Raw genomic sequence first — 21716 nt, 5'->3', positions numbered from 1 at the left:
TTTTGGTTGTATATTAAAAATATTATTTATAAACTTAATGTTTTTTCAACACATTTTTTTAAAAGACAACAAATTTATTGGTTTAAATCCGTTCAATCTGTGTCATCTGTGGTCTATCAAAAGATGTGTCCAGACGGTAGGGTAGTAGCGGCATCCTTTGCTTTTTTTCTTTAAAAAAGCAAAGATATAGCGGATGACGGGTTCTATGATGGCATAAGAGCCTTTTTTTCTGCTCCTAAAACCTATGAGAAGGAATTTAAAACTTGAACTAATTGGTCAAGGTCTTCTTTGTGATGATTGGCCGAAATGACGATTCGGTTCAAGGTTTTTTGGTCGGAGGGATAATCAAAATGGGTGATTACGATTTTGTTTTGCAACAAGATATCGTAGCTTTTGTTCCAATCTAAGTAAATGGAAGGATAGTTTGCGGTGAAATTGATTTTGGGATTGGGTTGTATATGTTGAGCGAGATAGTTCAAATTGTGCTGTAATTTTTGAAGTTGCTGTTGCACTAAATGCCCAGTTTCTGCAAGGGTTTGTACATAGGCTGGATTCATTCCAGCAGCTGCGACAAAGGTGTCATAATTTTTGATTTCTTGAATAAAATTGGAGTCACTAGCAATTACTCCGCCTGTTAATCCAAAAGCTTTGCCAAGTGAGGCGACTAAAATTTTGCGTTTGACGTTTGAATTCGTGATGCTAGAGTGAATTCCTGAGCCGTTTTCGCCAAGGATTCCGATAGAATGGGATTCGTCTATGACCAAAGTGATTTCTTTATGGGAGGGAATGCTATCGAGAATTTTTAGGTTTAAGGGTTGGGTTTCAAATGATGGTACAGCATCTGTGAGTAGGGTGATTTTTTCTTTTGTTGTGTCTAAAACTCTAGGGTTTAATTGGTTGTTTGTAAATAGAGGTAGGCTGTCTTTTCTTTGAATGGCAGGATGCGAATTTGGGAAATAGTAAAAAACATCGGTACTTGTGCTTAAAAAATCTATAGTTAGTTTGCCTGCTAGCATTCCTGATGAAACGGTAACTGCAGCATCGGCCTGAATGAATTGCGCAAGGTGAGTTTCGCCAGTGTCGTAGGCGCTCAATTGGACGTTTGCGTTTCTTGAACTTCCATAAGCTGTGCCCCAACGCTGGATATTTTTGAAGATAATTTCTTGAAATTCGGGTAAAGTTGGCAAACCAAGATAAGCCGTTCCACCAAAATAAAGGAAGGTTTCTTGGTTGATTTCGATTGTACGATTGGGGAATTGATGGACTTTCATACCAATTATAAAAGTGTCACTCCAGTTCCGTTTCCGTCTGGGTAATCAATTTTGCCGTAAGTAATGGTTACTCCTGTGGCAATATCTTTATCCAATAGTAGCGCTCCATCCATATCTACATAATCTAGCAGTGGTAATAGATGAGCTATGGCCGAGATACCTACTGTAGATTCGGTCATACAACCTACCATAGTTTTTAGTCCTAGTTTTTTGGCTTCTTCTAGCATACGTTTGCCAGGAGTAAGGCCGCCACATTTTACCAATTTGACATTTACGCCGTGAAAATGATTGTGGCATTTGGCTACATCGGATTGGATGATACAACTTTCGTCGGCAATGATGGGTAAGGCGGAGTGTTTGTATACCTCTTTATGCGCCTCCCAATTGTCGGCTTTCATAGGCTGTTCTAGAAATTCGACGCCGAGTTTTTTTAAAGCTACGGAATTAGAAATGGTTTCTTCAACGCCCCAACCACAATTTGCATCGATTCTGAATACAGCGTCTGTGTGTTTTCGTAATTCAGTTACAATTTCGATGTCTTCTTGGGTGCCTAATTTTATTTTATAGATGGGCCAAGGTAATTCTTTCATTTTGGCGACCATTTTTTCAATAGAAGCAATACCGATGGTGTAATCAGTTAATGGATTGTTATGAGTAGAAAAATCCCAAAGCTCGTGTAATTTTTTGCCTTTTTTTCGGGCATATAGGTCATTGTAAGCCATGTCTAAAGCGCAAAGCGCAAACATGTTTGAACTTAAAAACGGAGAGATTGAATCCCAAACTTCATCGGGAGATTGGTCTTTTATATTTTCAATAAATGGTCGAAGTCCTTCTAGTCTGTCCCGCATCATTGGGACCGTGATGTGATAATAAGGGTTGGAGGTTGCTTCGCCAAATCCTGAGTAGCCTTCGCTTCGTAGTTCTACAATTAGCGAAGGCTGAAAATCAATAGATTCTCTCGAAATGGTGAAGGTGTGTTTTAGCTTTAGGTTGTATTCGTGAAGGATCAGTTGCATAAATCAGTTGTTTTTGTGTTGTACTACTAGTTTAATAGGTGAGACAACGTAATGTGTTTACAAAGTCGTCTCGTCATAATTTTTCGTTGTGTTTTACTCTTTCCATTCTTTCATCAAAAGAAAAAAAGAAGTCTAAAAATAGTTTTTTTTAGATATAATTGGATTTTGTGAATACATTTAAAAACAATATTTTAGCTAAAAATATGAAATTGATGAATAGTTTTGAAGAAAAAAGAAGTTTACTTTTAGAAATGATAAGTTTTTCTGTCATTGATGGAAGATTGCATCAACGAGAGTCTGATTTTATTAGAATTGTAGCCAAAGAATTGGGGTTTACCAAAGCAGAATATTCTGATTTGTTTCATCAAGAGTTACCTCATTTGCCTATTAAATCAGAATTTCAGCGTATTCAGCAGTTCTATCGTTTGGCGCTGATTATGCATTGTGATGGTGTTTTGCACGAAAAAGAGTCCGTTGCGATTCGTCAAATAGCCATCGATATGGGATTAAATCCTGGAGCTACTAAACGAGTTTTGCAAATGATGCAGGAATCTCCTAATGCTATGATTGATGCCAAAGCATTGTTAGGAATGTTTCAAGAACAACACAACTAAGAGAGTTTTTCTTGTAATGCTTTAATTTCATCTCGGAACTTGGCAGCTTGCATAAAATCTAAATCTTTTGCGGCTTTTTCCATCGCTTTTCGTTTTTCACGAATTAATTTTTCCAATTCTGGTTTTGAAAGATAAGCCGTGTCTGGTTCAGCTGCTTTGGCAATAGTGTGTTCTAATTCATATTCCACCAACGGATTTTTAGTAAAAGCACTGTCTATTTTTTTATCTAAAGCTTGCGGAACCTTATTGTGTTGGGTGTTGTAATTGATTTGTTTGGTACGGCGATAATTGGTTTCATCAATTGTTTTTTGCATACTCGCAGTAATTTTATCGGCATACATAATCGCTTTCCCGTTTAAGTTTCTTGCCGCTCGACCAATGGTTTGAGTAAGGGAACGATGGCTTCTAAGAAACCCTTCTTTGTCGGCATCCAAAATGGCAACCAAAGACACTTCAGGCAAATCCAATCCTTCTCTCAATAAATTGACTCCAATCAATACGTCAAATAAGCCTTTTCGTAAATCTTGCATAATTTCGATACGCTCCAATGTATCCACATCTGAGTGAATGTAGCGACAACGAATGGAAACTTTAGTCAAGTATTTGGCCAATTCTTCGGCCATTCTTTTGGTTAAAGTAGTGACCAAAACACGCTCATCTAACTCACAGCGTACTTGTATTTCTTCGATTAAATCATCAATTTGATTCAAACTTGGACGAATTTCGATAATGGGGTCTAGTAAACCTGTTGGACGAATGATTTGCTCTACATAAACACCATCGCATTTTTGTAATTCATAATCCGCAGGTGTTGCTGAAACATAAATGACTTGATTCTGCATTGCTTCAAATTCCTCGAATTTCAAAGGTCTGTTGTCCATTGCTGCGGGAAGTCGGAAGCCATATTCTACCAAGTTTTCTTTTCTAGAACGGTCACCACCATACATAGCTTGTACTTGCGACAAAGTCACGTGGCTTTCATCGACTACCAATAAAAAATCATTGGGGAAATAATCCAATAAACAGAAAGGTCTTGAGCCCGCTTCTCTTCCGTCAAGGTAACGAGAATAATTTTCAATTCCAGAACAATAGCCCAATTCCCGAATCATTTCTAAGTCGAAGTTCGTGCGTTCTTCAAGTCGTTTGGCTTCTAAATGTTTGCCTATTTCTTTGAAGTAATCCACTTGTTTCACTAAATCTTGCTGGATTTCCCAAATGGCATTTTGCAGCACATCTGGCGAAGTCACGAACATATTGGCGGGATAAATCGTCAATTTTTCAAAACGTTCAATGACTTGGGAGGTTTTGGTATCAAAGCTTTCTATTTCTTCGATTTCATCACCAAAAAAATGAATTCTGAAGGCATCATCGGCATAACTTGGATAAACTTCTACCGTATCACCTTTAATTCTGAAATTTCCTGGGGTAAATTCGGCTTCGGTTCTAGAATACAAACTTTGCACTAAGCTGTGTAATAATTTAGTTCTTGAAATCATTTGGTTGACTTCGATGGCAATTACGTTCTTTTGAAATTCTACGGGATTTCCAATACCATAAATGCAAGAAACCGAGGCGACCACTATAATATCTCTTCGTCCAGACAATAAAGAAGAAGTCGTGCTCAAACGCATTTTTTCTAACTCTTCATTGATTGACAAATCTTTTTCTATAAAAACTCCCGTAACAGGCATAAACGCTTCGGGTTGGTAATAATCGTAATACGACACAAAATATTCCACCGCGTTGTTAGGGAAAAACTGTTTGAATTCCGAATACAACTGCGCAGCCAACGTTTTGTTGTGCGCTAATATAAGCGTTGGTTTTTGAACTTCTTGAATGACGTTGGCAACCGTAAATGTTTTACCAGACCCAGTAACTCCAAGTAGCGTTTGAAATGGTTCACCTGCAAGAATACCTTGCGCTAGTTTTTCTATCGCTTGTGGTTGGTCGCCTGTAGGTTGGTAATCGGATACTACTTGGAAATTCATTTATTTAAGAAGCAAAGTTTTAGAGTGGTAAAGGTACAAAGTTTGAATTCTTTTTTTGCCAAAGTTTTAGTCAAAAAAAAACCATCCTGTTTTAAGAGGATGGCTTAATCTCAAAAAAAAAGTACTTAGAAATTGAAATTTAATCTTGCAAAAAGAAAACGACCATTTTGACCAAATTGAGATACATTTCTAGAATAAACAAATTGATCCTGATTTGATAAATCTATAGTTGAATTTGTTGTAGGATAAGTAATTTAACCATTTGTTAAAACCGCGTTAGGTCTTTTTGCTGAAACAGGACCATAGTTTTTACTCGGATAAACATCAAATAAATTATTAGCTCCTAATGTGATTTTTATCCCTTTATGTACTTCGTATCCAACAGATAAATCGGTAATTATTCTTCCACTCCAAATTGGGTGCTCGTTTTCTACAGCTCTACCGTTTACAATGGTCGCTCCAACCAATCCGTCTCCATTAACATCTACTGTATTAGGATCTGTTACCTGACCAAAATATACATTTCTCAAGAAGACTTCTAATTTTTTATATGAAAAGTTATTCATTAATGATGCTTTAAATCTTGGAATAGCTTCTTCTAAATAAACTCTACTCATTTCAGAATAATATCTATTTAAGTTTGCTGCTTGCGAAAGTTGCTCAGATGCTTTTATATCTCCAATTTTTCTAGTTTGTGATTGTGTAAGTGCCAAATCTGAATTTAGCGTTACATTTCCCAAATTTGCTTTGTGAGAAATAACGGCTTCAATTCCTTTTGTTTCTGTATTAATGGCATTAGCAAAAAATGTTGCAGCAGTTGCATTGGCAGAAGAAAACAAACTTGCATTTGTTGCATCTGGAGCAAATTGGTCTGTTAAAACTACTCGATCATCAATAGTAATTAAATATCCATCAACTGTAAAAGTTAAATTGGCTGAAGGAATTTTTGAAGTAAAACCAGCAGAATAACTTCTTGATTCTTCTTGTTTTAGCGTAGGAATTCCTAAGTTTCTTGCTAAAGAAGTGTCATTAGAAAACGTTCCAACTTCAAAAGGAACTCCACCAACAAATTGTGTACTTGTGGCGTTAAAATACAACTGAGCCAATGAAGGAGCTCTAAAGCCAGTAGCATGAGCTGCTCTTAAAGCAAAATTGTCAGACACTTTATATCTTGAAGCAATTTTGTAATTGAAAGTAGAGCCAAAATCTGAATAATTTTCAAAACGTATCGCAGCACTAACTAGGAGTTTTTCGGTTATGTCCAATTCAGAATCTAAGTACAAAGCAAATGAATTTCTGCCTTTGTCCGTTTGATTTGCAGGCCTGAATCCTGGGAATACTTGAGCTCCACCCGGTCTTCCATTACCAAAGAAATCTGTTGGTTTAAGATTATTTGCTGTAGTAGCGGTTTGAATGTTCCCATTAATATCATACAATGCATAAGAAGCTTCTTCACCAGGGGTGATTTTATAGTTTTCATGTCTGTATTCCGCTCCAAAAGCGATATTTAATCCGCTTAAATAATCTACATTTTTAGTAAAATCAAGATTGGTAGTGTTTTGACTGAATCCTAATCCACCTGCATCAAAAGATGTCTTGGATGGGTAAACACTACTTGCATTTACAGTATTCATAATGGTATAATCGAAAGTGTTTCTTCCAAAAGTATTAGAAAGATCAAAATCAAAAGTTCCTAATTTTCCCTTAACACCTGCTGCAAAAGAGATGTCTTTTACTTTTGAATCAATTTCTGGTAAAAATCCATTTATAAAAATTGAGGTCGCTGTTCTGTTTTGGTTAGGTCTTCTGTAAAATCCCGCAGCATTACCATTTCTATGTGAATATCCTCCAAAAGCATACGCTCTTATGTTATCGGTAAGTCCAAACTCTGAGTTTAAGAAAAACTGCATACTAGTTAGTTCAGATTGCCCCACTCTCATGTTGAAATCTTTTCTATTTAAACCACGTGCGGCTAATTCATTGTCAGTTACATCAAAATTTAAAGCAGTTTGCATTGCTCCAATTGTAGTAGCATTTGCAATAGTAGTTTGCTGAGCAGGTGTAAAATAAGAAACACTTGGTGCAAAATTTTTGATATGACCTAGTATTGCAACACTGTTTGGGGTATTGTTAATGTTTCCAAATAGAGAAGAAATGTTTACACCACCGTTTAATGCTCTACCTTCTATGGCATTGTAAGCATTAAATATAGTCCCTGTTGCAGTTCCTGCTCTGCTGGTAATGTCTCTTTTTTGGAAAGACCCTGTAAGATTAATAAAACCATCTTTAAAAATTTTGGTGCCATAGTTAAGGTCTAGCTGTGTTTTAAAGCCATCTGCACCTCCTGAATGGTCATTGGAGCCATCGCTAAAATTTGCTCCAGAAGTAACGTTAGCTTGGAGTTTACCAGTTCCTTTTTTCATGACTAAATTGATTACCCCAGCAATTGCATCAGAGCCGTATTGAGCAGCGGCACCGTCTCTAAGAACTTCTAGTCTATCAATAGCAAATGAAGGAATTGAGTTCAAATCTGTACCTACGCTTCCTCTACCTGGTGTTCCGTTTACGTTAACTAAAGACGAAGTATGTCTTCTTTTTCCATTTAATAAAACAAGTACTTGATCTGGACCAAGACCTCTTAATTGAGCTGGGTCGATGTGGTCAGTACCATCAGCTACAGTTGTAGAATTAGAAGTAAATGACGGGGCAACATAATTTAAAATTTGAGTTAAATCGGTTTGCGGTGTTGCGGATGCCGTAGTACTTAAATTGATTACATCAATAGCAACTGGAGTGTCAAGAGCTACTCTTCCTTTTTTTCTAGAACCTACTACCACTACATCTTTTAGCGTTTCTCCACTTCCTGTTAAAGTAATGTTTACTGTAGTTTCTTTTATTGTTACCGTTTTGGTTTCAAGCCCTACATATGAAAATTGTAATACATCTCCAATTTCAGCACTGATGGAATAGTTTCCTTCAAAATCTGTTGTTGTTCCTTTTGAAGTTCCTTTTACAAGGATAGTTACGCCAGGTAAAGGCTCTCCTTTTTCATCAACTACTCGGCCTTTAATGATTTCAGCTAATGCATTTTGATTTAAATTAGAGAAAAGCTCTTCATTACTTCCTTTTTTGGCAATTCCTTCTTTTTGTAAAATAATTTGATTGCTTACTTCTGTGTAATTAATTTTTAGTGGTTTTAAAATGCGAGTTAATACGCTTGAAAGTACTTCATTATTAGCGTAAATGCTGACTTTTTGATTCAATTGAGTCATTCTCGAGTTATACGAAAACTTAACGTGTGCTAATTTTTCAAGTTTTGACAACGCTGTATCTAAGTTCAAATCTGTCACGGTAATGGTTACCTTGGTGTCCAGCTTTTTTTGACCTCTGATATTATTAGCAATTGTTACACTTGAAAAGACAAGGGCTAAAACAAATTGAAATAGGGTTATTTTCATAATTCGAATTAGTAATCGTTGTTTAAAGACGGTTTTTTTCATAGTTTTGGTCTGTTTTTATTAATATTCTTTAGTGTGGTATTGGTGAAACATTGCAATCACTCTTTACAGAGAGTTATTGATTTTATTCAGGACGTCGAGAATGTTACAGCATTTTCGGCGTTTTTTGTTTGTTTTAATTCATAGGCACTTAATGGTTAGTTACATCCATCTGACATAATTATAATTTGGTTTCCATTCATTTCATAACTTGTGTTGTTTCCAAGGCTTTTGCAAATAATTTTAAGTTTTTCAGGCAATGGCTGATCGCTTAAAGATGTTGTTAGATAGCAGTCCTTTAATTTTGTTTGCGGATAATCAATTTTTACTATATAAGCCTGTTCAATGGTTTTAAAAATTTGTGAAACAGGAATGTCTGTAAATTCAAACCCCAATTGCTCAATGTTACTTGTAGAATGACTCAATAATTCATCCTGCGTAATATCAGTAATTTTATTAAAACTTAAGTTTTTTCTAACAAATCTTAGGGCTTGATTGGGTAGCAAAACGATCAGTTCGTCTTTAGATTTTGAGATTAATTCATTGGAACGTACTTTTACTTTTCCAGTTCGGACTACTACTTCAACATTTGGCTGATTGGTGTATGCTTTTATTTTAAAACTAGTTCCTACTACTTTTGTAACAATCTCATTTGCATAAACAAAAAACGGTTTTTTAGCATCCTTGCTAATTTCAAAGAAACCTTCACCTGAGAGGTATACTTTTCTTTCATTACCCACAAATATTTTTGGATAACTTAACTTACTATTGGGTTGCAATAAAACAGAGCTGCCATCTGATAAGGTTATTATTTGTGGTTTGTCTGAGTTGTTGGTTTGTTCAACTAGCCCTTCCTCATTTTCATTGATCAATTCATTATAGCTAAGTATAGAGTTTTTGGTGAGATTGCTTTGATGGTATAGCCAACCTGATAAAAGGCTCAAAACCAAAATAGCTGCAGCACCGTTAATCCATCTTTTTCTCAATAATGTAAGAACTGGTTTTTCTTTTTTCTTTTCTTCAGCGTTTTCAATTTTTTTCCAAGTTGCTTCCAAAGCACTTTGTACGTCAATTGAAGTTAAATTAGTATCAGGAGCTTTCATTGCTAATAACCATAAACGGGCTTCCTCTAATAATTTAGCACGACTGGAATTTTCTAAAGTCCACTCTTCCCAATCTTGTTGGTCGTCATTGAAATACACCCACATTCGGAATGATTCATCAGCTAAAAAGTGTTCTATTTCTGTATAATTATTACGTTTTTGCATCAAATAAGGGGTTACGATGGTATAGAGGATCATTTTCTTAATTGATACTCACTAAATAGAATATTTTTTTAATTTTTTTTATGAAGACTAAAATGCAGAAGAAAGCAGCATTAAAATAAAGAAGATGTTTTCTTTCCACTCTTTGCGTAAGTTCAATAAAGCGCGGTGTAAAAGATTGTTGGCTGATTGATAGTTAATGTCAAGTGTTTCTGCAATTTGATCTACAGTTAGTTCTTGAGTGTAACGAAGGTATAAAGCTTCTTTTTGTCGAGCGGGCAAATCATTAATAAGTCGATTGAGATTCGACAGTTTAGAGGCTGCGGTTTCATCGGAAATAAGATGGTGTTCAATTGAAAAATCAAATAAAAATTCAACTGATTCTATTGAACTGCTAAAACGGAATATTCGATCTCGCTCTAGTGATTTTGTAATGCGTTTTCGAACACTAGCAAGCAAATAGGCCTTTACAACTACATTGTCACTCAATTTTTCTCTATAAATCCAAATATCCGTAAAAACGTCTTGCACACAGTCTTGTACTTTTTCAGGAAACGGAAGGAATGAATTTCCATATTGTACTAGTTGGGGATAATGTTTTTTGAAAAGTAACGAAAAAGCATTTTCATTCCCTTCCTTCAAGCTGCTCCAAAGCGTGGAATCATCAAGTATTGTGGAATATATTGGTTGCTTTTTTATCATTTGGTTAACTTTAGTACATTGATTTTAGGTGAAATTTTGATTCACGTTTTTGTTTAACATACCAAAAAAAACGAAAAAATAATTGGGTCGCTATTTTTATTTAATGGTATTTTTTAAGTTTTACGATTTAATTAGTTTTTCAATGAATCGTAAAATATTTTTTTAATCATATAAAGAATTAATTCGCAAACTTAATTAGAAATATGTTAAGTTTCAATGTTTTTCGTAAAAAATAGAAGAATTACCCTTTTATTGTGTATTATTTTGTTTGTATGAAATTAGTTTTGGTATTGATTATGTAATACAAATTCTATTAAGGATTCTTATAAAATTAAGCATTAGGAAGCTTTCTGCTAAGTGACCTTTGCGTCAAGCAAGGGATTGCCAACTGTTGGAGTTGTTGATTCGTAATTTGCTTTTTTGTAGTCACTTGAATACTAAGTTTCATCTAATTGATTGTGCTAAGTTTTTTTTTTTGAAATTATAATTTGTGATTTTTTATTTGTTTCATTGTTTTTTTTAGTAAATTACATCATAACATCTCTTAATCTATTGGTAATGAATATGTATGATAATCCTGATACAGTATCACACTCTTTTGACGAAAAGTATCTTTCTCCTTATTTAATTCAAGCACAATGGGCCGAATTTATCGCATTGAAAGAAGTGATTTTTGAGCTAGCACATCGCTTACGACGCCCAATTCGTATTCTAGATATTGGAGTGGGGAGTGGAAGAATCATTCAAAACTTACATGATATTGCTGAAATATGGCAGCAAGTGTCGCATTATACAGGAACAGATAATGCTGTCTTATGTTTGGATTTAGCTTCAAAAATGGTAAATGATTTAGGTATAAATGATAAGGTGACACTTCTGGAATTAGATGCTATAGCATTACATCAATTAACGGAGAAGTATGATTTGATTATAACCACTTGGTTTACAGCAGGTAATTTTTACCCCAATGATTTTGATTTTAAAGGATATACAACAGCTACCTCAAAATTAGATTTAACAATCAATTCTAAGTTTACCACTATTTTTTCTCAAGCCTACAGTTTATTAGTTCCAGAAGGTGAGATTGTTTTGGGGGCTTGTTATAAAGACAACGACGCTACCAGAATCAAGCAAGAACTTAGCTATCAAAAAATGGGAATGACAATAATTACTTCTCCTGAAGATAGTTTTACAGCGACTCAAGAACGATTTTGGTCGCAACGTTTTACAAAAGAAAAAATTCATCGCTATTTTCCTTTTGTGCCTGTTTCTAAAATAGCATTCAAAGATTTAGATACTTATGATTATGCTATGCAAGTAAGAATTAAAAAGTAAATAGCAATAAGTAATGGTTGCTATTCAAACTTCCATTCTTTTTGTTGCTTTTCGGTCAAAAAAGTCCATGCCAAGATGCGGCTAGTTTTTTGACCTTGCGCCATATCTATAGTGGTGATGTTGGCGGCATTTACTTTGTTTAAGGTTTTATACAAACTATTCAAGTGCGCTTGTTTGGAGACTAAAGTCGTGTACCAAAGGCAATGCATAGGATATTTGGCGCTTTCGTAAATCATTTGAGTGATAAAACCCAATTCCCCACCCGGACACCATAATTCGGCATTTTGTCCACCAAAATTTAATACTGGTGAAGTTGCTTTGTTGTTATTTAAATTATTGACTTTTCGTAAAGCTACTTTTGTAGCCTCTTCTTTTGAATTATGAAAGGGAGGATTGCAAATGGTAAACGCGAATTTATCCTCAGATTCCATAATGTTCTTGAAAATAAAACGAGGCTCTGTTTGTAATTGTAAACTAATGGCGTCGATTAGTTGTGGATTTTTCTCGATAATTTTTTTGCAATTTTGAATTGCTTTTTCATCGATATCTGTGCCTACAAAACTCCAACCATAAGCGGCATTTCCTAAAATAGGATAAATACAATTCGCACCTACGCCGATGTCTAAGCCTTGCACACTTTCTCCTTTTGGGATAACGCCATTATTACTTTGGGCTAACAAATCGGCTAAGTAATGAACGTAATCTACTCTACCTGGGATGGGAGGGCAAAGAAAAGTTGAAGGAATCTCCCAAAATTTAATATCGTAGTAGGCTAGTAATAAAGCTTTGTTCAAGGCTTTTACCGCTTCAGGATTACTAAAATCTAGCGTTTGAATTTGATGTTCATTAATGCCTACAAAATTTTTGAGTTCAGGCAATATCTCAATTAAGGAATCGAAGTCATATCCTAAACGGTGCTGATTTCTTGGGTGTAGATTTTTTTTTTCGGGCTGCTTTGTGCGTTTCATTTTCTAAATTTCGGTGCAAAGATAGGTATTCCTTTTTTGTAAATTAATCCATACATTCCATCAGCAATAAATCTCCTTCAGAATGTTCAATAGTGACCAATCCATCGGAAGCGACAGCGTTGCTACTTCCGGTTCTGTAGCCAATAGTCAAGGTGTCATTTGCTAAAGGGTACACTAAGTTTTGCGAATGAATGCCTTTTACCACGCCAATTGGGATTAGCGAAATAGGTGTGCCTGCCGTGTACCATTTTTCGAATTTGTTGGGTAAAAGAAATATTTTGGAATGATCGTCCAAAATCACAATTTTGATTAAATCGCGGTAGCGTACGATATTTGTGAGATTGGTTATGGTGTGATCGGCTCTTTTTCCAGTAGCCCAAACAATATTGACAGCTGGCATTTTTCGCTCGATTAAATAGTCTAATGCCTTTTCTAAATCGGTTTTGTTTTGATCGGGAGTGTGCACAATTTCCAGTGGATATTGTTTGGTTTTGTATACCTCTGGGTCGAAATCACGATCAAAGTCGCCTAAAAGCACATCTACTTTTATGTCTAACGAAATCACACGTTCTATAGCAGAATCTAGTACTACAACCAAAGGTGACCATTCTAATAATTGACCCAATAATTCGGGCTGACAAGAAGCTCCATTGGCGATAATTAAAGCAGGTTCTTGGTCGTCGCGAACGATGTGATGTGAGGACATTTTTTGGATTTAGATTTAAGATTATTTGAAACAAATGTACAAAAGTTATTGTGCTAGTTCATTTCTTTATGCATCAAGTAGTCTGCGATGGTAACTAATTTGTCCCAAATGATAGGCTAGATGTGAAGCAAGATGCACCAAGAAGAAACCATAAGAGGTCTTTTTGTCCAAAACCAATAATGGATATTCTGTTTCTAAATCATCTTCTGATAATTGGTCAAGTGCTTGATGAACAACTGCTATGGTTTCATCGATTTTTTGAATCAATTCTGATTTGGAGATGTTTTTTGCAGAAAATTCTAAGTCTCTATTTCTAACATAATTTGTTTTCCCTATTTCAGCCCCAATATAAGTATTGAGATTGCCAATAAGATGCAAGCATAAATTGCCTGCGGAATTATTGATTTTTTGGTCAGTAGACCAGATTGCATTCTCGTTTTGATAGGCATTTATTTCTCTTTTTAAGGAGGTCAAATCCCTTTTGAAAAGTGTTTGTAAGGTCTGAATTAGCATGAAAAAATATATGAAATTAATCCGTAGGGTGAAATGATTTTTTACCACATAGAATCATAGAATTTGTAGTTTTTTAAGTGAAACAAATAGACGTTTTACTGTTCACATAGTTATCTATTGTGGAAAATAGAGCTATTTCTGTTTTTCCTATGTTTATTTGCTACTAATCTATGGCTCTATGTGGTTAAGTTTTTATTTTATTTGAATTCCACTCAATAGGTTTTAAATGAGTATTATTGAATAGTATAACTTCTAAAATCAATTTCACTTAAGGAAAAATAGCCTAACGGATAATTGGCTTTGTCTGTAGTGTTGATGATATTACCACGAACCGTAGCAGGAGGAGATTGAAATGGAGCTCCGCCATTATTTCCAGCAATGCTTAATAATATGCTCATGTAGTTATAGTAAGATTTTGAGATCCCGTAGTGGGTGATTTCGATTTTGTCTCCTTTTTGAAGGTTGTCATTTTGAGAAATACTGAAAAACTCATTGCCGTCAAAAAATTCATCTTTATCCACATAAAGATCTGATTTTACTTGATTGGAATATACATATTTGTACAAATAGTAGTTCGGAGTAGTAGCAGGATCATTATAAAAAGCTTTAACTTTTATTTCTTTTCCTGTAAATCCGCCATCGTTTTTTTGTTCTAATCTAGTAATTGGTGCAACGGCTTGAAGTGTTTCTGTTGCTGTATAGGTTTGTCCTTTGCTAACAACAGACAAGGTGTACGTTTCATTGATTACAGGGGCAAAATTCGAACAGAAATATTCACCTGTATTTGGCACTTCCACAAAATTAAAAACAGTATTGGCACTATTGGTAATGGTAACAATTGCTCCCGAAACTTTAGGAATTGTATTGCTGAAATAATCCGTTGTTGTAGTCAATTTGATGCGTTGTTGATTTCCTGAAGTTCCTTTTTGCCAATTGATGGAGGCTTCAATTACTAATTTTGGAGGAGCAGTGTTTAGGTCTACATCCACTACATCTTCACATCCTACGAATAAGGTTGCTAGTATAAAAACGAAAAAGAAAGTGATCTTTTGCATAATGCTTAAAATTTAAAATTATAACTCACAGCTGGAACAATACCAAATATTGAAGTTCTTACTGCTTCATTATTACCTGTGTCAATGTTTTGTCTGAAGTTGATTGACGCAGCATTTCTTCTGTTGTAAAGGTTGTAAATGCTAAAAACCCATTCTGTTTTGTAGTTGCGATTGTTGTTTTTTCGAGGCGTCAATGTAGCAGCTATGTCTAAATGATGATAGGCAGGCAAGCGGTTTTCGTTGCGCAATCCATAACTAGGAACCGTCATACCAAGATAGTCATATTGCCCTTCGGGATAGGTGACAGGTTGCCCACTTTGTAAAGCAAAATTAGCTCCAAAGCTCCATTTTTCATTTAAAGTGTAAGAACTGGTTACAGCCAAATTGTGTAACTTATCATAAACAGATTTATACCATTGACCATTGTTGATTCCTGTTTCTAGTGGCGTTCTGCCCGGCGTTTGTTGTTCGGATCTTGATAAAGTATAAGAAATCCAGCCGTTGAGTTTGCCTTCGTTTTTCTTTAGCATAATTTCTAATCCGTAGGCTCTCATTTGTCCATTCAAAATGACTTGTTCCAAAGCTTTGTTAGCAATTAATCTGGCGCCATCAATATAATCGATACGATTTTTGATTTTTTTATAATAAGTTTCTACTTCTAAGGAATACATTCCGTCACTGAAGTTTTTGAAATATCCCAATGCTACTTGATCCGCAATTTGGGGTTTAATAAAATTATCACTAGGTGTCCAAACATCGAGTGGAGTAGGTGATGAGGTATTCGAAACCAATTGTAAGTACTGCACCATACGGTTGTAACTCGCTTTTACCGATTGATTATCGCTGAATTGATAAGCCGCAGAAAATCTAGGTTCGAAGTTGTCAAAACTTTGAATTACATCGTTTTTACCATAAAATTTTGTGTCAATTGGCGTTGCTTTTTCATACAATTTTAAGTCATTATTGAAAAGTACAGGATTATCATTTGCATAAATATTTACCGTAGATTGCCCTAAGCGATAAAATAAACTGTAACGTAATCCATAAGAAATACTCACTTTTTTACTTAAATCATGATCAGCACTGATGTAGAGCGAAGGTTCAAAAGCATACTTTTTATCCAATTGATCGGAGTTGATTCCAGAAGTGCTATTAGAAGGAACAATGGTACCCGGATTAAAGTCGTAATAAATCGCGTTCAGTCCGTAATTCAATTTGAACGAGTCTGTTAAATAATTTTTAAAATCGTACTTGATATTGTAGTTTTTGATACCCGAATCCCATTTGAATCCTACAAAATCAAGATCTAAACCATAATAGTAATCACTGTAAATTAAGGAAAGATTGGAGAATAGTTTGTCAGAGTACAAATGATTCCAACGTAAGTTTAGGGTTGAATTGCCGTAGATGTTGGTAAAACTTTTGTTGATACTAAAAACGTCTCGGCCAAAATATCCAGAAAGATATAAATTGTCATTTTCGGTTAATTTATAACTGAATTTTGCATTTAAATCATAAAAATAAGCGGCATTATCTTTTTGTTCTGGAGATAATTTCAAAAACAAATGGGCATAGGACCCACGACCACCAATCAAGAAGGAACCTTTGTCTTTAACCAATGGGCCTTCTGCTAGAAGCCGACTTGAGATTAGTCCAATACCTCCATTCATGTGGAATTTTTTGCTGCTTCCGTCTTTCTGGTAAATATCTAAAACCGAGGAAGCTCTTCCTCCAAAGCGTGAAGGAATTCCGCCTTTGTAAAGTCGAATATCTTTAATAGCATCGGGATTAAAAACAGAGAAAAAACCAAAAACGTGTGAAGAGTTAAAAATAGTCGCTTCGTCCAACAGAATCAAGTTTTGATCTGCTCCACCACCACGTACATTAAATCCAGAAGCACCTTCTCCAGCATTGGTCACTCCAGGGAGTAATAAAATAGATTTAAGTACATCTACTTCTCCAAGAACGACAGGCATTTTTTTAATAGCAGAAATCGAGAGTTTATTTACGCTCATTTCGGGCTTTCTAATGTCGGTTTTGGTTCTGTCGTCAGTGATGATGACTTCTTTGAGCACGTTGTCTTCGTTTGACAAAGGCCAGTTGTATTTGGTGTTTTGCGTCAATTCGATGGTTTCATTTACCGTTTTGTAGCCCAAATAAGAAATTTGAACTTGGTGTTTTCCTTTGGGAAGCGTAATGGAATAAAAACCATATTCGTTGGTAGTTACACCTGTTTTTAATTCAGGAAAAACAATATTGACACCAATTAATGTCTCATTACTGTTTTGGTCGGTAATGGTTCCGCTTAGCGTGAACTTTTCTTTAGGTAAAGGAATGTTGCTTTTTTCTTGTGCCAAAAAATCTTGGCTAAACAACATACATAGTATAACACAAACGGTTATGTAGTAATTTTTCATAGGTTAATTTTAGAACTACAAAGTAGACGATTTTTTAAGTGATTTGTTACTGTACAAATGTTAATGATTGGTTAACAAAAAAAAGACAACCGTTATAAGTTGTCTTTTTTGCTAATATGTTTAGTTCTAAAACTATGCAATCTTTGCCAAAATCGTATTGAAAGTGGTACTTGGACGCATTGCTTTGCTCGTCAACTCTGGATTTGGTTGGTAGTACCCTCCGATAGTTTGAGGTTTTCCTTGAGCACCAATTAGTTCACTGTTGATTTGTGCTTCGTTAGCAATGAATTCAGTCGCAATAGGCGAGAAAATTGCTTTTAAATCAGCATCTTTATCTTGAGCGGCTAAAGCTTCTGCCCAGTACATCGCCAAGTAGAAATGAGAACCTCTATTGTCAATTCCGCCTACTTTTCTAGAAGGCGATTTGTCATTTGCTAAGAATTTTTCAGTAGCTACATCCAAGGCTTCTGCTAAAACAATCGCTTTTGAATTGTTTAATGTTTGTCCCAAATGTTCTAATGAAGCGCCCAAAGCCAAAAATTCACCTAAGGAATCCCAACGTAAGTAGCCTTCTTCGATAAATTGCTCAACGTGTTTTGGAGCAGAACCTCCAGCGCCAGTTTCAAATAAACCACCGCCATTCATTAAGGGAACGATAGAAAGCATTTTGGCCGAAGTTCCTACTTCTAAGATTGGGAATAAATCGGTTAAGTAATCACGCAATACATTTCCAGTCACAGAGATAGTGTCTAATCCTTTGATGATGCGCTCTAGAGTGAAATTAGTCGCTTCGATAGGACTTAAAATGCGAATGTCTAATCCTGTTGTATCGTGGTCTTTTAGATATTTTTCAACTTTTACAATCAATTGGCTATCGTGCGCTCTGTTCTTGTCCAACCAGAAAACCGCTGGAGTAGCTGATAGACGTGCTCTGTTTACCGCTAGTTTTACCCAGTCTTGAATTGGAGCATCTTTGGCTTGACACATTCTGAAAATATCATTTTTAGCCACTTTTTGTTCCATTAATACGGTACCTTTTGTATTTACAACACGAACCACTCCTTCTCCTTGAATTTGGAAAGTTTTATCGTGTGAACCATATTCTTCAGCTTTTTGCGCCATAAGACCTACGTTAGGTACACTTCCCATTGTAGTTGGTACAAAAGCACCGTGTTTTTTACAAAAATCAATGGTTGCAGTATATACACCAGCATAACAACGGTCTGGAATGATGGCTACAGTATCTTGTGCTTTTCCTTCTTTATTCCACATTTGACCAGAAGTACGAATCATTGCAGGCATAGAAGCGTCTACAATTACATCTGATGGTACGTGAAGGTTAGTGATTCCTTTATCAGAATTCACCATTGCCAAAGCAGGTCCATTAGCAATTGCTGCATCAATAGCAGCTTCTACTTCTGCTTGTTGAGGATGTCCGGCTATTTTAGCATAAACATCTCCTAAGCCGTTACGAGTATCAATATTTAATTCATTGAAAAGTGTTGCATATTTTTCAAAAACAGCAGCAAAATATACTTCAACGATAGCTCCAAAAATGATAGGGTCAGACACCTTCATCATAGTAGCTTTTAGGTGAACTGATAATAAGATATTTTGTGCTTTTGCTTCTTCAATCGTTTTGGCTACAAAACTTTTTAAGGCAGCAATATTCATTACAGAACTGTCGATGATTTCGCCTGCTTTCAACGGTGTACTTGCTTTAAGAACTGTTGTGGTTCCGTCTGCACCTACGAATTCAATTTTTACATCAGTACCTTCGCTAACGGTAACAGATTGTTCGCTTCCGTAAAAGTCACCTTGTTCCATTGAAGCCACGTGTGTTTTAGACTCAGAAGACCAAGCTCCCATAGAATGTGGATTGGCTTTGGCGTAATTCTTAACAGCCTTTGGAGCTCTACGATCAGAGTTACCTTCACGCAAAACAGGATTCACAGCAGAACCTAATACTTTTGCGTATTTTGCTTTGTTATTTTTCTCTTCTTCAGTTTGTGGGTCTTCTGGAAAATCAGGTACGGCGTAACCGTGTGTTTGAAGTTCTGCAATAGCCGCTTTCAATTGCGGTACAGATGCAGAAACGTTTGGTAATTTAATAATGTTAGCCTCTGGAGTAGTGGCTAGTTTTCCTAATTCTAATAAGGCATCACTCGTCTTTTGATCTTCTTTTAAAAATTCTGGAAAATTGGCTAAAATTCTTCCAGCCAGCGAAATATCTCTTGTTTCAATTTCTATATCCGATGTGGCAGTAAATGCTTGAACAATTGGTAAAAAAGAGTAAGTAGCCAACAATGGCGCTTCATCTGTAAGGGTGTAAAAAATTTTTGATTTTTGTGTCATTTTTCTATTTTTTTAATCGAAATCACTTGGATGTGTGTCTTACTTTGCGAAAAGTGCAAAAAAATAAGGCGGACAAATATATGGAAATCGGATGTAAATACTCCCTGATTTTGCTATAAAAATATCATAATTCTTATGCATCTTGTGATATTACGAAATCGTTATTTTTAATAGGGGAAAATCTTTAAAATAATAATTTTTTTGATGAAATACTGCCAAAAAAAAAAGTCCCGACAGGTCGGGACTTTTATATTTGAAAGAAAAAAGATTATCTTCTTTTGTCTTTGATTTTTGCTTTCTTACCAGTAAGTTCTCTAAAGTAGAAAATTCTTGCTCTACGAACTGCACCTTTTTTGTTGATTTCAACTTTTTGTAAAGCAGGTAAGTTAACTGGGAAGATACGCTCTACTCCAATAGCTCCTGACATTTTACGAATAGTAAAAGTTTCAGTGTTTCCTGAACCTCTTCTTTGAATCACTACTCCTTTAAAAAACTGAGTTCTTGTTTTTTCACCCTCTTTAATTTCGTAGTACACAGTGATAGTGTCTCCAGCTCCGAATTCAGGGAAATCTTTTCTTGTAACAAACTCGTCTTGAACGAATTTCAATAAATCTGCCATGATAAATGTTTAATTATGGTTTTAAATAGAGCAACATTCACGGTTCTCGCCAGAGGTTGGTCCAATGTGGGTGCAAAAGTAAAAAATAATTATGAATTATGAATGGTTAAAAAATATTTTTTTGCACTACTTATTTGAAAATAGCTAAGTCTTGGTTTTCTTCGCTTTACATAATTATAGTTATTTGCGAGGTTGTTGTTGTGTTACACAATGAACCATGCCTCCATTAGCATACAAATTGCGTACATCAATCCCTACGACTTTTCGGTTTGGATAAAGGGTTTGAATGGTGGCATTTGCAAATGCATCATTAGGATCGTTATAGTTTGGAACTAAAACCACAGAATTTGCTATGTAATAATTCACATAAGAGCCTTTATATTTTAATTTTTTCCCTGTTGCTGTAACTACGTCATTTTTTGTTAATGGGAGTTTAAGAAAAGTATAGTTTTTGCCAATATTAGAGACAGCCTTGTAGAGTGTTTGAATGTCTTTTTCTGGAACTTCCCAATACAATAAGTCATCCACAGCCATAGTTACAATTGTGGATTTGTTTCCAAATCGTGCAAAACCATCAATGTGCATGTCAGTAATATCTTTACCAGCTTTTCCATCTAACCATATGAAGTTAGTCACACCAAGATATTTTGTAAAAATGACTTCAGCTTGTGATTGCGACATTCCGGGGTTTCTATTGGAGTTTAATATAGCACTTTTGGTAGCCATTAAGGTACCTTGCCCGTCAATTTCAACCGCACCACCTTCGTTTATCATCACCGAATTTAAATCTAGCATTTGTAATTGCTGGTCTTTTGCTATTCGATTGGGTATAATGTTACAATTATTATAGTCAGTTTTTTTACCCCAACCATTAAAACCCCAATCTTGAATTACAAGTTCTTTGTTGTTGTTTCTTACATAAATAGGTCCATTATCTCGTACCCATACATCGTCCGTTTTTTGAATTGTAAAGTCTATGTTTGCTACTGAAACCCCTGCTTTTTCAAGCAAAAAAAGTATTCTTGATTTTTCATTAGCGTCATATGCAATGATGTGAACTTTCTCGCTTTTTATTAATGATTTTGTCATAGTTATCCAGGTATCATCGAGTTCATTTCTATATTCTATTCCATACTGGTATTGATGGGGCCATTGCAGCCAAGTGCCTTCATGAGGTTCAGATTCTTCGGGCATAGTGTATAGGATTTCCGTTGATATTGGTTCTTCTGATGTTGTTAATTCCGAATCCTCTTGACAAGAAAGGAAAAGTGGAGATACTATAACAATGGTAAATAGTTTTTTCATAATAATTAGTTTGAATATTTAAATTATAAAATGCCTTGTTTACTAGTACTTAGACAAGGCAAATCTATTCACGATAGCTTGATTATTTGT

16 protein-coding genes are annotated in these 21716 nt (G+C 35.3%); 2 read left to right on the top strand and 14 right to left on the bottom strand.

Annotation, left to right across the window (positions count from 1 at the left end; genetic code table 11):
* Positions 1-242: 242 nt before the first annotated feature.
* Both O9307_RS12735 and O9307_RS12730 read right to left on the bottom strand, forming a co-directional pair.
* On the bottom strand, positions 243-1271 hold the full coding sequence (locus tag O9307_RS12735; protein WP_298299918.1) for an aminotransferase class I/II-fold pyridoxal phosphate-dependent enzyme: 1029 nt from the start codon (positions 1269-1271) through the stop codon (positions 243-245).
* A 5-nt stretch (positions 1272-1276) separates the two neighbouring features.
* Complete coding sequence (locus O9307_RS12730; protein WP_298299916.1) at positions 1277-2287, bottom strand: dipeptide epimerase; 1011 nt, start codon at positions 2285-2287, stop codon at positions 1277-1279.
* A 212-nt stretch (positions 2288-2499) separates the two neighbouring features.
* On the opposite strand from O9307_RS12730, the gene O9307_RS12725 reads away from it, so the two are divergent.
* Positions 2500-2901, top strand: a complete 402-nt coding sequence (locus tag O9307_RS12725) for an excinuclease ABC subunit B (protein ID WP_298299914.1) — start codon at positions 2500-2502, stop codon at positions 2899-2901.
* Here O9307_RS12725 and uvrB read toward each other — a convergent pair.
* The 4 genes from uvrB to O9307_RS12705 all read right to left on the bottom strand — a co-directional run bounded on the left by uvrB (position 2898) and on the right by O9307_RS12705 (position 10353).
* Positions 2898-4889 carry an excinuclease ABC subunit UvrB gene (uvrB, locus tag O9307_RS12720; protein WP_298299912.1) on the bottom strand — a complete coding sequence of 664 codons (1992 nt, stop codon included), beginning with the start codon at positions 4887-4889 and terminating at the stop codon, positions 2898-2900. The genes O9307_RS12725 and uvrB overlap by 4 nt on opposite strands.
* A 254-nt stretch (positions 4890-5143) precedes the next feature.
* Positions 5144-8389, bottom strand: coding sequence for a TonB-dependent receptor (locus O9307_RS12715; protein ID WP_366100551.1), 3246 nt, complete (start codon positions 8387-8389; stop codon positions 5144-5146).
* Positions 8390-8544: 155 nt separating this feature from the next.
* Positions 8545-9687 (bottom strand): FecR family protein, encoded by a 1143-nt coding sequence (locus O9307_RS12710; RefSeq protein WP_298299910.1) that lies wholly within the window; start codon positions 9685-9687, stop codon positions 8545-8547.
* 54 nt (positions 9688-9741) lie between these two features.
* A complete protein-coding gene (locus O9307_RS12705) occupies positions 9742-10353 on the bottom strand; it encodes a sigma-70 family RNA polymerase sigma factor (RefSeq protein WP_298299908.1) in 612 nt (203 codons plus the stop codon).
* A gap of 558 nt (positions 10354-10911) precedes the next feature.
* On the opposite strand from O9307_RS12705, the gene O9307_RS12700 reads away from it, so the two are divergent.
* The gene (locus O9307_RS12700; protein ID WP_298299906.1) at positions 10912-11688 is read left to right on the top strand and encodes a class I SAM-dependent methyltransferase; all 777 of its coding nucleotides are present in this window, start codon (positions 10912-10914) and stop codon (positions 11686-11688) included.
* A 20-nt stretch (positions 11689-11708) separates the two neighbouring features.
* Here the strand turns inward: O9307_RS12700 and rlmF are convergent, their stop codons facing one another.
* From rlmF to O9307_RS12660, 8 genes are all read right to left on the bottom strand, one after another.
* The gene (gene rlmF, locus O9307_RS12695; RefSeq protein ID WP_298299904.1) at positions 11709-12656 is read right to left on the bottom strand and encodes a 23S rRNA (adenine(1618)-N(6))-methyltransferase RlmF; all 948 of its coding nucleotides are present in this window, start codon (positions 12654-12656) and stop codon (positions 11709-11711) included.
* A 43-nt stretch (positions 12657-12699) separates the two neighbouring features.
* On the bottom strand, positions 12700-13362 hold the full coding sequence (locus tag O9307_RS12690; protein ID WP_159685712.1) for a thiamine diphosphokinase: 663 nt from the start codon (positions 13360-13362) through the stop codon (positions 12700-12702).
* Between the two features lie 66 nt (positions 13363-13428).
* Complete coding sequence (locus O9307_RS12685; protein WP_298299899.1) at positions 13429-13875, bottom strand: DinB family protein; 447 nt, start codon at positions 13873-13875, stop codon at positions 13429-13431.
* A 233-nt stretch (positions 13876-14108) separates the two neighbouring features.
* Complete coding sequence (locus O9307_RS12680) at positions 14109-14930, bottom strand: DUF4249 domain-containing protein (protein ID WP_298299897.1); 822 nt, start codon at positions 14928-14930, stop codon at positions 14109-14111.
* Positions 14931-14935: 5 nt separating this feature from the next.
* A complete protein-coding gene (locus tag O9307_RS12675) occupies positions 14936-17308 on the bottom strand; it encodes a TonB-dependent receptor (RefSeq protein ID WP_298299923.1) in 2373 nt (790 codons plus the stop codon).
* Between the two features lie 171 nt (positions 17309-17479).
* Positions 17480-19702 carry an NADP-dependent isocitrate dehydrogenase gene (locus tag O9307_RS12670; protein WP_298299895.1) on the bottom strand — a complete coding sequence of 741 codons (2223 nt, stop codon included), beginning with the start codon at positions 19700-19702 and terminating at the stop codon, positions 17480-17482.
* Positions 19703-19970: 268 nt separating this feature from the next.
* The gene (gene rplS / locus O9307_RS12665; protein ID WP_064714046.1) at positions 19971-20321 is read right to left on the bottom strand and encodes a 50S ribosomal protein L19; all 351 of its coding nucleotides are present in this window, start codon (positions 20319-20321) and stop codon (positions 19971-19973) included.
* Between the two features lie 180 nt (positions 20322-20501).
* Entirely contained in the window at positions 20502-21626 is a 1125-nt protein-coding gene (locus tag O9307_RS12660) for an agmatine deiminase family protein (RefSeq protein ID WP_298299893.1), read from the bottom strand.
* Positions 21627-21716 lie beyond the last annotated feature (90 nt).

This window comes from Flavobacterium sp. (assembly GCF_027531905.1).
GTDB lineage: Bacteria > Bacteroidota > Bacteroidia > Flavobacteriales > Flavobacteriaceae > Flavobacterium.
This window is presented reverse-complemented; position numbering and strand designations above follow the sequence as displayed.